The 12,107-nt window shown below is 66.5% G+C and carries 14 protein-coding genes; 4 read left to right on the forward strand and 10 right to left on the reverse strand.

The annotated features are described in order from the left end of the window. Nucleotides 1–13: 13 nt before the first annotated feature. From BRX43_RS08080 to BRX43_RS08125, 10 genes are all read right to left on the reverse strand, one after another. On the reverse strand, nt 14–2,662 hold the full coding sequence (locus tag BRX43_RS08080) for an AAA family ATPase (RefSeq protein WP_125994341.1): 2,649 nt from the start codon (nt 2,660–2,662) through the stop codon (nt 14–16). After that, nucleotides 2,659–3,774 (reverse strand): DNA repair exonuclease, encoded by a 1,116-nt coding sequence (locus BRX43_RS08085; protein ID WP_125994342.1) that lies wholly within the window; start codon nt 3,772–3,774, stop codon nt 2,659–2,661. The genes BRX43_RS08080 and BRX43_RS08085 overlap by 4 nt, the downstream gene beginning before the upstream one ends. 78 nt (nt 3,775–3,852) lie before the next feature. After that, nucleotides 3,853–4,239 carry a type II toxin-antitoxin system VapC family toxin gene (locus BRX43_RS08090; protein WP_125994343.1) on the reverse strand — a complete coding sequence of 129 codons (387 nt, stop codon included), beginning with the start codon at nt 4,237–4,239 and terminating at the stop codon, nt 3,853–3,855. Beyond that, nucleotides 4,236–4,481 carry an AbrB/MazE/SpoVT family DNA-binding domain-containing protein gene (locus tag BRX43_RS08095; protein ID WP_125994344.1) on the reverse strand — a complete coding sequence of 82 codons (246 nt, stop codon included), beginning with the start codon at nt 4,479–4,481 and terminating at the stop codon, nt 4,236–4,238. Before BRX43_RS08095 ends, BRX43_RS08090 begins: the two co-directional genes overlap by 4 nt. Before the next feature lie 418 nt (nt 4,482–4,899). Further along, entirely contained in the window at nt 4,900–5,658 is a 759-nt protein-coding gene (arsH, locus tag BRX43_RS08100; RefSeq protein WP_125994345.1) for an arsenical resistance protein ArsH, read from the reverse strand. A gap of 19 nt (nt 5,659–5,677) precedes the next feature. Further along, nucleotides 5,678–6,001, reverse strand: a complete 324-nt coding sequence (locus tag BRX43_RS08105) for a YnfA family protein (protein WP_125994346.1) — start codon at nt 5,999–6,001, stop codon at nt 5,678–5,680. Then, on the reverse strand, nt 5,998–7,284 hold the full coding sequence (locus BRX43_RS08110) for an arsenic transporter (RefSeq protein ID WP_125994347.1): 1,287 nt from the start codon (nt 7,282–7,284) through the stop codon (nt 5,998–6,000). Before BRX43_RS08110 ends, BRX43_RS08105 begins: the two co-directional genes overlap by 4 nt. Continuing rightward, nucleotides 7,284–7,712 (reverse strand): arsenate reductase (glutaredoxin), encoded by a 429-nt coding sequence (gene arsC / locus BRX43_RS08115; RefSeq protein ID WP_125994348.1) that lies wholly within the window; start codon nt 7,710–7,712, stop codon nt 7,284–7,286. Before arsC ends, BRX43_RS08110 begins: the two co-directional genes overlap by 1 nt. 11 nt (nt 7,713–7,723) lie before the next feature. Further along, nucleotides 7,724–8,056: a metalloregulator ArsR/SmtB family transcription factor gene (locus BRX43_RS08120; RefSeq protein ID WP_125994349.1), complete on the reverse strand. Its 333-nt coding sequence runs from the start codon at nt 8,054–8,056 to the stop codon at nt 7,724–7,726. 63 nt (nt 8,057–8,119) lie between these two features. Beyond that, complete coding sequence (locus BRX43_RS08125; RefSeq protein WP_125994350.1) at nt 8,120–8,524, reverse strand: helix-turn-helix domain-containing protein; 405 nt, start codon at nt 8,522–8,524, stop codon at nt 8,120–8,122. 71 nt (nt 8,525–8,595) lie between these two features. On the opposite strand from BRX43_RS08125, the gene BRX43_RS08130 reads away from it, so the two are divergent. From BRX43_RS08130 to BRX43_RS08145, 4 genes are all read left to right on the forward strand, one after another. Beyond that, on the forward strand, nt 8,596–9,258 hold the full coding sequence (locus BRX43_RS08130; protein ID WP_125994351.1) for a cation transporter: 663 nt from the start codon (nt 8,596–8,598) through the stop codon (nt 9,256–9,258). A gap of 52 nt (nt 9,259–9,310) precedes the next feature. After that, complete coding sequence (locus BRX43_RS08135) at nt 9,311–9,610, forward strand: hypothetical protein (RefSeq protein WP_206433152.1); 300 nt, start codon at nt 9,311–9,313, stop codon at nt 9,608–9,610. A gap of 65 nt (nt 9,611–9,675) precedes the next feature. Further along, the gene (locus tag BRX43_RS08140) at nt 9,676–10,941 is read left to right on the forward strand and encodes a TolC family protein (protein WP_125994353.1); all 1,266 of its coding nucleotides are present in this window, start codon (nt 9,676–9,678) and stop codon (nt 10,939–10,941) included. Further along, a complete protein-coding gene (locus tag BRX43_RS08145; protein ID WP_125994354.1) occupies nt 10,938–12,104 on the forward strand; it encodes an efflux RND transporter periplasmic adaptor subunit in 1,167 nt (388 codons plus the stop codon). Before BRX43_RS08140 ends, BRX43_RS08145 begins: the two co-directional genes overlap by 4 nt. The last annotated feature ends 3 nt before the right edge of the window (nt 12,105–12,107 follow it).

Genomic DNA, 12,107 nt, shown 5'->3' on the forward strand with positions numbered 1-12,107 from the left:
AGCCGGAAAATCGCTAATCTCCGTTGCGCTCCACTCCGCTTTTTAGGCTGATCCGATTGCCAAGGTGGCGGAAGGCGCGATCACGACAGGTGAGCAGGATGACCTGCATCCGTGTTGCCGCCTCCGTCAGGATCTCGGTCATGAGGTCGAGGCGGGTGTCGTCTGAGTAGACAAGCGGGTCGTCCAGGATCAGCGATACTGGCATTCCCTGCTCGAGGAGCATGTCGGCGAAGGCAAGCCGGGTTAGAACCGCCAACTGCTCCTGCGTGCCCCTAGAGAGATCGCCGCAACTCTCGCCAAATCCGCCCCGCGCAATCGACGCCAGGCCAAGGTCGTCACCAAAGCTGGGGTCAGCGCCCGGCAGCAGCCGCTCGATGTGCCGGCGTGCACGCCGCGCCACTGGCCCGACGAACGTCCGTGACGTCTCGGCGCGCGCGTTCTCCAACGTGTCGCGAAGCAGCTTCAGCGTTTCGGCTTCCTGCGTCACACGTGCCAGGTTGGCAGCTGCGGCTTCAGCCTCCTCACGCGCGACTGCGGCGCGTTCGGCCAGCCCCTTGCCGCCTTCCGCCTCGATCCGCGCCTCGAGCCCGGCAATCACCTTTTCTAGGTCGGTACGCTGGGCCCGGGCCACCTCGACCCGCTTGTCCACCAGTCCGATCTGCCGTTCGATCGTCACAACGTCGTGCGCCGTCGCCGCACGCTCGGCATCCTGCAGGTTGACGAGCGCTGCCGCCTCCTGCTGGCGCGCATCGCGCAAAGCATCGTCAAGCGAGGCCACCTCGGGCCTGGCTTCCAAGGTCGCAAGGTGTGCCGCAGCGTTCAGCGCATCCCGCTCGGCGCCAGCCTCCTGCACCATCAATGGAGCATTGCGCGCCTCCACTTCGCGCAACTGCTCGGATGCCACCGCATCGACACCTTCCGCCCTTGCAAGGGCCGTATCCGCCTCACCCGCTGCAATCGTCAATGCCTCGACATCGGCTTCTTCATCCCTCTCCGGCCCTTCCGCGCCTTCCTCCATTTCGGCAATGAAGAGCTTCAGGGCCGACGCACCCGCCTTGATCCCGAGCAGCGTCACGGCAGGCGTGATCCCGGCGATCCGCGCTTCAACCGTGCGAAGGTTGGCGACCGCGTCTCGCGCGGCCTGGTTACGAGCGCGAGCCGCAGCGACGCTCGCCACCCCGTGCTCGGCCAAGGCTGCATTCAGATCATCGGTCGCATTGGCGAGTACCGTTTCGGCGCCTTGCAGCCCGACCGGCGGACGGATGATCAGTTCGGCATCGCCCAGTCGAATGCGCGTCTCGCGAGACAACATCCGGTCTCCACGCTCCGCCACAGATCCGTCGATCATCAGGCCGCTGAGATCGCCGGCGAACTCGATCCGCGTCGCACCGGCATCCACGGCCGCCCGCGCCTTGTCCACGGTACGTTCACGTTCTTCGAGGGCCTTGATGACGGTGGTGGGGATCATCGCAGTCGCGAACTGGCGCGTCGCTTCGTATTCGGCCTCCAGCGCAACCAGCTCGACATATCGCTGTCGTGCCTCGCCAATTGCCCCCCGGCGCTCGCGCTCCGCAGCCCGTTTCCGAGCAGCGTCAAGTGCGGCGTGAGCGGTCCGCCGAGTGTCACGAGCACGAGTTAGCAGCTCACGGGCTGTCGTTGCTCGTTCCTGCGCGGCGGCCAGCTGCCCGACCAAGCCCGATCGACTATCCCGTGCCTTGTTCAGCGCCGTAGCCGTGTCGACGACAGCTTTGCGGGCGGTTGCGAGGCGTGATGCGAGATCCTCAAGGGCCCTGACACGATCGACAAGGCGGCCCTGCTCGGCGCGGCGTGTATCGAGCAGCTGAGCGGCAGAGCGCGCCACGTCGAGCTGGCCTACCAGCGCCCGACGCTGCTCAGCATCGGTGGTATCGGCAAGATCGCGATCGAGCACCTTCAGCCGCGCCCGCGCGGCCTCGACGTCGGAGAAGCCCTGCTCGAGTGCGGCAAGCCGAGTTGCCGCCTCGCTCGCGGCGCGTTGTGCTGCGTCATGCTCGTCGCGTGCCGCAGTCTGGCGACCGGTCGGCCGACCGCTGTTGGTCCAGTATTCCGCGTACTGGCTGTCGATGCGGGGACGCACGCGCTGGTAGGCGGCACCGCCCATGATCGTGCCAACCTCAGCTTCCAGCGTAGCGCGAACGCTGTCGCGCACGATCTCGCCCGGCGCCGTCACTTCAAGCGCCTGCGCCTGCCCGACCCACAGCAGGCCGAGTGCGCCGTGCGCGGCCGCATCGCCGCCCTGGCTGGTGTCGCGACGCGCACCGAGCAGTGCTTGCAGCTGCGCCTCGGCATCCTCGCCCTGCGCACGCCCGTTTGGTCCCCGAACCTCAACCGAAGCACTTTTCAGGAAGCGCTTGCTGACCGCCCACGCCTCACCTTTCGCCTCGAAGCCGATCTCGATCTGCGGGGCGACGGCCTCACCGTAAGGCGCATAGCTACGCGCAAGCCGGTTGGCAGTGTTGTGCCGGATGAAGAAGGCCGCGCGCATCGCTTCCAGCAGCGTCGACTTGCCGGTCTCGTTGGGCTCAATGATGACGTTGAGCCCATCGGTCAGCCCGTCGAGCACGAAGGGATCGCGGTATTTGCGGAAGTTTGAAAGCGCGATGCGCCGGATCCGAAGGCTCATGCCGCGTCCTGCCCACGCTGATGTTCCACGAACAGACGCTCGAGCGCCCGCCTGGCGATGGTGCCGTTGCTGCCACCAGCCTCGATCATACTCATCAGCTTGGCCGCGGCCGTGCCGATCATCCCCTCGACCTGCAGGTCTGCCAAGTCCTGGTCGCTTGGCCGACCGACGAGATCGTCGGCGGTGACCGCCAGATGGCGGAGGCGATGGCGCAGGTCATTGTCGAGGCGCGCAAGGATTGCGATACGATCGGACAAACTGACGATCCCTGAGAGCGAGAGCTGCAAGAGGGTTGCCGATGGTTCGACTTGTGCAAGCAGCCGGTCACATTCGGCGGCAAAGCCCTCCGCGTCGGCGATCGTCCACGAACGCATCAGCCACTGGAACCTGCCGGTGCGGATCGGCGATACCGACGGCTCCGCCCCTGGCTCAAGCGTCACGAGGAGCGCATAGCCCGGCTCGTCGCGCTGGAAGCGGTCGGTTTCCGGTGTGCCTGAGTACCAAGTGCGCGCATCGACCCGAAGGCTCCCGTGCCAGTCGCCGAGCGCGAGGTAGTCGAGGCCAGAGCGCTGAGCGCGATCAGGCGCAATCTGGTTCTGCGCCTCGCCGCGCGACGAGAAGTCGCGGATCGAGCCGTGAGCGAGACCGATGCGCAAGTTCGCGCCTGGCGTCTCCATCGTGTCGAACAGCGCGGTTGGATCGTCGGGATTGTGCCGGTGGGTTAGCGGTGCCGGCAGCAGCCACTGCCCGGGCTCCAACTCGCGCGGCACCGGCTCGGCGAGGATGCGGATATTGGCGGCGCCCTTGGCGCGGACACGATGCCACAAGCCGCTATTGCGTGCGAAGTCGTGGTTGCCGGGCAACAACCACCAGGTACAGGCATAGCGCTGCATCCGCGATACCGCCTGCACGATCACGCGGTCTTCTGGTCCTTCGGTATCGAACACATCGCCGGCGACCAGTACGTGCCTGACGTCATGCTCCGCTGCCGCCTTGCCGATCGCGTCTATCGCGTCGAACCGGGCTTCGCTGAGGGCAGCGCGCACGTCGCTGTCGAAGCGGCCGTATGGCTTGCCGAGTTGCCAGTCTGCTGTGTGGATCAGGCGTAGCATCGAAACCTTCTGGCGGTGTGGGCCATGGCAGTCGAGCCGAGCCCCCTACCCGCTCCCCTAACCCTTGACCGTGCGAAGTCAGCGGATCGCGACAACCTTGACCTCGACGGCGTCGGCGATCTTCTTCCAGTTCTGGTCGCTGGTCCATGCGGGCAGACCGTCGCGCCGCGCGAGTGCCAGGCAGAAACGGTCACCAAGGCTGAGCCCCACCTCGGCTGTTGCCGTCCGCAACCGCCCGGCAATCTGCGCGAGCGCCTTGTCGGCCGGCACGACCGTCAGCGGCAACGGATCGAGCATCGCATCGACTTCGCGCTCGGGCATGCCGGCATGGACGAAGTGGCTGACGACCTCGGCATAGTTGACGCTGCTCACACGCGCCCCACCGATCTCCGCCGCGACCTTTGCCGCGCCGCGTTCGCCCTTGAGCATGGCAATGATCGCAGACGCGTCCAGCACCACGCTCATTCGCCGCTCTCCTCCCGACGTCGGGCAAGAAATGCGTCCACGGATGCGTCAGGGTTACCGCCGGTGTATTGCTTGGCCAGAACCTGGGCGCGTGCCACAGCCTGGCCTGCCGTCCGCAACACCACGCCGTCCTCCGTCTCGTCGAGATAGACTGCGCCACCGCCACTCAGGCCAAGGCGCTTCCGGACGTCCGCCGGCAGACTCATGCGCCCGTTAGGCGTAATGTTAATTTGCAAGGTCATGTTAGCACACTAGCCTTGATGTACCACGGTGACGCAACATAGCTGAAGCGTTCACACATGACAACTATGTTGCTATTACGCCCTTTCATATTTTAATGTCACAAATGACATTGCGTGCCATACCGCTACGATCCTGCCAATTGTGGATATTCGCCGGTTCCTTTTGGGTATACCCTTGGATTACCTCACAGTGCCGGTCCCTTTTCCGTAAGGAATCGATTTAAAAAAACCGACATGAATTTGGGACCTGTTCTTTTTTGATTCTAGATGTATCGAAGACCATCGAGCACCTACCCAACTAAGACCGGCGCATCGCGGCCGACCGTGCTGCCAATCGCACCGTCACCGGCATCCTCTCCAAGGGTCGATGCAGCGAACACCCGCACCGTCTGGCTGATCGTCGCTCTTGAAAGGGCGTCTAATCACGTGTTGTGAGCGGGCGGGCCGTCGCGATGCTCGACAGATCGGTCGCCGTGTCGATCGGCGTGCCCGCTTCCTTGCGTTCGGAATAGCGGTCGACGAGCTGGGCGGCGTGCGGGCGCAGCAGTACCGTGAACCGCACCAGTTCTTCCATCACGTCCACAATCCGGTCATAGTAGCTCGACGGCTTCATCCGCCCGGCGTCATCGAACTCGTTGAACGCCTTGGCGACGCTCGACTGGTTCGGGATGGTCAGCATCCGCATCCAGCGGCCCAGCACGCGCAGCGTGTTGACGCTGTTGAACGACTGCGATCCGGCCGACACCTGCATGACCGCCAGCGTGCGCCCCTGCGTCGGGCGCATCCCGCCCATCGACAGCGGCAAATGGTCGATCTGCAACTTCATGATGCCGGTGATCTGCCCGTGACGTTCAGGGCTGCACCACACCTGACCCTCCGACCATAGAGACAATTCGCGCAGCTCGTGGACGGCCGGATGGTCGTCGCCGGCATGTTGGTCGGGCAGCGGCAGGGTCGATGGATCGAAGATGCGCGTTTCGCAGCCGAATAACCGGAGCAGGCGCGCCGCTTCCTCGACGCACAGCCGGGAAAATGATCGCTCACGCAGCGACCCGTAGAGCAGGAGGATACGCGGTGCGGGATCGAGCGGGCCAAGCCCCAGCGCTGGCCGCCGGATGACATAGGCGGGATCAAGCGCCGGCAGGGTATCGGATTCAGTGAGGGTGCGGAGCGGCATCAAGAGGCTTTCACTATCGTCATGCTCCCCTCGGGCCGAGCAGGATGACGCAGGTTCCGACAAGGCACAGGGCGGCACCGCCCACGTCCCATCGATCGGGCCGAACGCCCTCGACGCTCCATAGCCACAGCAATGACGCGCAGATGTAGATACCTCCATAGGCCGCATAGGCCCGGCCTGCCGCGTCGCTTTCCACCCGGGTCAGGAGCCATGCGAACAGGATCAGCGAGACAATACCGGGTGCCAGCCACACGGGCGACTTTCCCATGCGTAGCCAGGCCCAGAAGGCGAAGCATCCGGCGATCTCCGCGAGCGCCGCGCCGGTGTAGATCAGTGCCGTCATCGGATCGTGATCCTCAATGCCAGCGCCGCGAGCGTGATGAGCAGGACCGGCACGGTTAGCGTGACGCCCACCCGGAAGTAATAGCCCCATCCGATCCGAACGCCCTTCTGGCCGAGGACGTGGAGCCAGAGCAGCGTTGCAAGCGACCCGATCGGTGTCAGCTTTGGGCCGAGATCGCATCCTATCACGTTGGCGTAGATCATCGCTTCCTTGATCGCGCCAGTGGCGTGGGTAGCGTCGATCGAGAGCGCGCCCACCAGCACGGTCGGCATGTTGTTCATCACCGACGACAGGACCGCCGCGATGACGCCCGTACCCAGCGCCGCACCCCATTCGCCGCCTTGCGCGGTACGATCGAGCAGCGCCGCCAGATGGTCGGTCAGGCCGGCGTTCCGCAGGCCATAGACGACAAGATACATGCCGAGCGAGAAGATCACGACCTGCCAGGGCGCGCCGCGCAGCACCTTGGCCGTTGGGATCACATGGCCCCGCCCCGCGATCACCAGCAGCAGGATCGCGCCGGCAGCGGCCACGGCGCTGACCGGCACGCCGAGCGGTTCAAGCAGGAAGAAGCCGGCGAGCAGCAGCGCCAGCACGATCCAGCCCGCGCGGAACGTCGCGGCATCGCGGATCGCGTCACGCGGCGCGCGCAGCGCCCCCACGTCATAGTCCGCCGGTATGTCGCGCCGGAAGAACAGCAACAGCGCGCCCAGCGTGGCCGCGATCGACACCAGATCGACCGGCACCATCACGGCTGCATATTCGCCGAACCCGATCTTGAAGAAGTCGGCCGACACGATGTTGACGAGGTTCGACACGACCAGCGGCAGGCTGGCAGTGTCGGCGATGAACCCGGCCGCCATGACGAACGCCAGCGTCGCCTTGTCCTTGAACCCCAGCGCCCGCAACATGGCGATGACGATCGGCGTCAGGATCAGCGCCGCGCCGTCGTTGGCGAACAGCGCCGACACCGCCGCGCCGAGCAGCACGATCAGGACGAACAGCCGGCGACCGTGCCCTCTGCCCCAGCGGGCGACGTGGAGCGCCGCCCATTCAAAGAACCCGGCTTCATCGAGTAGTAGGCTGATGACGATGATCGCGACGAACGCGGCCGTCGCGTTCCAGACGATGCCCCACACCACCGGCACATCGGAGAGCGTGACGACGCCCGCGAGCAGTGCCACGACGGCCCCGCCCATCGCGCTCCATCCGATCCCGAGTCCCTTGAGTTGCCAGATGACGAGCGCGATCGTCGCGACGAAGATCAGGACGGCAAGGAGCATCAGGCGACGCGCTGGCCCGAGGCATCGACCACTTGCTCGCCGTCTTCCTTTGCAAATGCGCCGAGCTGATCGCTCGGCAGCAGATCGAGCACGGCTTCGGACGGCCGACAGAGCTTCACGCCGAGTGGCGAGACGACCAGCGGCCGGTTGATGAGGATCGGATGCGCCATCATCGCGTCCACCAGCGCGTCGTCGGACAGCGACGTGTCGCCCAGGCCCAGCTCGGCATAGGGCGTCCCCTTCTCGCGCAGCAGCTCGCGGGGCGTCATGCCGGCTCGGTCAATCAACTCGACCAGCAGCGCGTGTGTGGGCGGGGTTTTCAGATACTCGACCACATGCGGCTCGATGCCGGCATTGCGGATCATCGCCAGCGTGTTGCGCGACGTGCCGCACTCGGGATTGTGGTAGATGACGATATCGACGGCCACAGGACGTCCTTTCAGCAGCAGGGGGTGAGTTCGGCGACGAGCGGCGCGCACAGCGCCGCATTGCCGGCGCAGCAATCCTTGACGAGGAACAGCGTCAGCGCGCGCAGGCCGTCCAGATCGGCACGGTAGATGATTGAGCGGCTATGCCGTTCGGAGCGGACCAAGCCGGCGCGCGCGAGGATGCCAAGATGCGCCGACATGGTGTTTTGCGGCACGTCGAGCTGGCGGGCGATATCGCCTGCGGCCATGCCGTCCGGCTCGTGACGCACCAGCAGGCGGAACACGTCGAGGCGCGTCCCTTGAGCGAGCGCGCCCAGCGCCACTATGGCAGATTGGTTTTCCATACATCCAGCATAGTGGATATATGGCTCTGGTCCAGTGTTATGCCTTTAACAGGTCACAGCAACTTAGGTGCTTGGAGCCAAGGCTTCGATGATCCGGCAGTCGGCGACGGTGTTGCGGCTACAGGAATCGATCAGCGCATCCAGTTCGCCGGCCAACGCCGTCAGGTCGGCGATCTTGTGGGTGATCGCATCGCGGTGCTGGTTGGCGATGACGTCGACAGCCATGCAGGATTGGTCGCGCCGGTCGGCAAGCCCCATCAATTCCCGCACCTGGTCGATCGAGAAGCCGAGGTCGCGCGCGCGCCGAATGAAGGACAGGCGGCGGAGATGCGCGGCGTCATAGGTCCGGTAGTTCGAGGCCGATCGCGCCGGTGCCGGCAGCAGGCCGATCTGCTCGTAATAGCGGATCGTCTCGACCTTGGTGCCGGTCGCCCCGGCCAATTTTCCGATCGTCAGTTGGCCGGACATGGCGCTTGACCCTCTAGTGACTAGAGGGTGCATATAGGCTGCCGGATCGATTCTATCGAGGTGGCGGAAACATGGCCTGCACGAGCTGCGCGTCCGACAAGGCGGGCACTTTCAACGACCCCAAATGGCGGCGCGCGCTGTGGATTGCGCTTGCGATCAACGGCGCCATGTTCGGCGTCGAGATCGTCGCCGGCATCACCGGCGGATCGAAGGCGCTCCAAGCCGACGCGCTCGACTTCTTCGGCGACACCGCGAATTACGCGATCAGCCTTGGCGTCGCAGGGATGGCGATAGCGTGGCGCGCCCGTGCGGCCATGTTGAAGGGGGCGACCCTCGCGCTGCTCGACCTCTATGTTCTCGCCGCTGCGGGCTGGGCGGCCGCCCACGGCGCCGCGCCCCAGGCCGAGGTGATGGGGATCGTCGGCATCGCCGCGCTGATCGCAAACCTTGTGGTGGCGGTGATGCTCTATCGCTTCCGTGAGGGCGACGCGAACATGCGATCGGTCTGGATCTGCTCGCGCAACGACGCGATCGGCAACATCGCCGTCGTCCTGGCCGCGGGCGGCGTCTTCGGCCTGAACAGTGCCTGGCCCGATCTTGTCGTCGCGGCACTGATGGCCGCGCTGGGATTGTCGGGCGGCATCCAGATCATGCGGCAGGCTCTTGCCGAGTTGCGGTCCTCCCCGCCTTCCGCGCCCGTCGATTTCCAGGGATCATTACATGGCAGCCGGTAAACTGCTACGCGCAGGGCCGATGCACCGTTTGTCGGCTCTCTTCCTCTGTCTGATGCTCGTGCTGACGCTCGGGTTCGGATCGGTCGCGCATGCGGCCGAGGGTCCGGGCGTCGAGGTTTCCGTGGGCACCGCGATCGGCCATGCCGATGGCGATGGCGATCAGGTGCCGGCCGATAGCCAGAAGGGCTATCCGCATCATCATGGTGGATGCCACGGCCACGATATCGGCGTTCCGATGGCGCCCGATCCCGTGGCGTCCGTCACCGGAATGCGCGTAGCCTTGTCGGCATGGGACAAGGGGCCGATGCCGCGCGCACCTTCGGACCCGGCGCTGCGACCGCCCCAAGCCTGAGCGACGTCTAAGCTCCGCCGGGCACACCCGCGCGGAATCCAGCGTTTGTCAGGAGTCCGTTACCCATGCAGCGTTTTATCGCGGCCTTTTTGGCCGTGGCGTCGTGCGCGTCGATCGCGCACGCGCAATCATCCGAGCCGGCATCGACCAGTCCCCCGCTCACGCTCGAGCGCGCGCTAACTCTTGCCGGCGCAGCCGCGCCTACGCTCGAAGCAGCGACAGCGGGCGTGCGGGCGGCCGAGGCCGGTCGCACCGTTGCCGGCTACCGTCCCAACCCGTTGATCGTCGCCGAAACCGAAAATATCGCCGGTAGCGGCCAGTATCGCGGCGTGCGCAGCGCCGAGACGACGGCAGGGCTGGCGTTTCCGATCGAGCTGGGGGGCAAGCGCTCGGCGCGGATTGCGGTCGCCGACGCGATCGGCAATCGCGCCCGGATCGGCTCGGCCCTTGCCGAGGCCGATCTACGTCTCGCCGTCACCCAACTCTATATCGAGGCCACTGCGGCGGAACGGCGTCTCGTCACCGCGCGCGAACAGGCGGGCATCGCTCGCGAGGCATTGCGTGCGGCCGGAGTTCGCGTGCAGGCCGGGCGTGCCTCGCCGCTCGAACAGCAGCGCGCCGACGTGCTGCGCATCAACGCCGAGACCGCGGTGGAGCGCGCGCAGCGCCTTGCCGACGTCGCCCGCGACAATCTGGCGCGCCGGATCGGGCAGCCCGTCACCGGCGTGCTCGACATGGCATGGTACGATCGCATCGAGGGCTATGGGCCGGCGCAGCCGATCGCACCGGCCGGCACGCTCGCGCTCGCCGCGGCGCACGCCGATGCAACCACCGCCGAGGCGCAGGTCAGGCTTGCCCGATCGCAGCGCATTCCCGACGTGACGCTCAGCGCCAGCGCGCGGCGTCTCGAAGCGACGAACGACGTCGCCGCGGTGTTCGGCGTGTCGATCCCGATCCCCCTCTTCAACAGTGGTCGTGCGAGCGTGACGCAGGCGCGCGCGCAGAGCGATCAGGCACAGGCGCTCCGGCGCGCGGCCGAGCTGGACACCGCACAGGACATCGCCCGCGCCCAGGTCGAGGTGGCGAATGCGGCCACGTCCGCCCGCAACGCCAGCGGACCGGCGCTCGCATCGGCGACCGAAGCCGCGCGTATCGCGCGGATCGGCTACCGCGAGGGCAAGTTCGGGCAGCTCGACCTTCTCGATGCCGAACGCACCCTGTCCGAGACGCGCACCGCCGCGATCGACGCGCTCGCCACCTATCATGACGCCAAGGCACGCCTGGAACGGCTCGTTGCCGCGGCGCCCTCGCTCGAGGAAAACGACCGATGAAGAAGAACTTAGTGCGGGCGCTCGCGCCCGTGACATTGGCGATCCTCCTGATTGGGTGCGGCAAAGGCGGTAGCGAGGCGGGCGGCAGTGCCGGCGCCGAGAAGACAGAGGCGGCCGAAGGTGCCAAGGCCAAGGAAGCCCCCAAGGATATCGTCACCCTGTCCGCCCAGCAGATCGCGGACGCCGGCATTGAGGTCACGCGACCGACCGTGGGCGGCGAAGCAGGCGCGATCGAGCTGTCGGCGACGATCGAGGGCGACCCGCAGGGCGTCCAGGTGGTGTCGGCAGCGGTCGGAGGACGGCTCGTCTCGCTGACCCGCAACCTTGGCCAGTCGGTCGGGCGCGGCGATCCGCTCGCAATCATCGAGAGCCGGGAGGCGGCCTCGCTCAAGGCCGAGGTAGAAGCGGCGCGCGCGCGCGCCGCCCTCGCCCAATCGAACCTGCGACGCGAGCAGCGCCTGTTCGCCGAGCGCGTATCGCCCGAACAGGATCTCGTCGCCGCGCGCACGGCCGCCACGGAAGCCAGCATCGCGCTGCGCCTGGCCCAGCAGCAATTGTCGGCGACCGGTAGCGGGGGTGGTGCGCTCAACCGCATCGCCGTGCGCTCGCCGATCGGCGGTCAGGTCATCGCGCGCTCCGCCACGCTCGGCCAGACGGTCGCGGCCGACGCCGAACTGTTCCGGGTCGCCAATCTCTCCAAGGTCACTGTCACGACGTCGCTGGTGCCGAACGATGCGGGTCGTGTGAAGCCGGGTGCGCGCGTCGAGGTGACGGCGTCCGGCCGTCGCCAAGAGGGTCGCGTGACGTTCGTCTCGCCCGTGCTCGACGAAACCACCCGACTGGTGCCGGTGATCGCAACGCTCGACAATGCCGGCAGCACGTGGCGGGTCGGCGAGACGGTCAATGTGTCGATCCTCGTGCCCGCCAGCGGGGATCGCACCGTCGCCGTGCCATCGGCCGCGGTGCAGATGATCGAGGACAAGCCGTTCGTCTTCGTCCGCACCGCGACCGGCTTCCGCGCGACCCCGGTGACACTCGGCCGGACCAACGGCGGTCAGGTCGTCGTGACGTCGGGTCTCACCGGCTCGGAGCGGATCGCGTCCACCAACAGCTTCACGCTCAAGGCCGAACTCGGCAAGGGCGCGGCCGAGGACGAGGACTGAGCC

Source organism: Sphingomonas sp. S-NIH.Pt15_0812, from assembly GCF_003951315.1.
In the GTDB taxonomy this organism is placed as follows: Bacteria; Pseudomonadota; Alphaproteobacteria; order Sphingomonadales; family Sphingomonadaceae; genus Sphingomonas.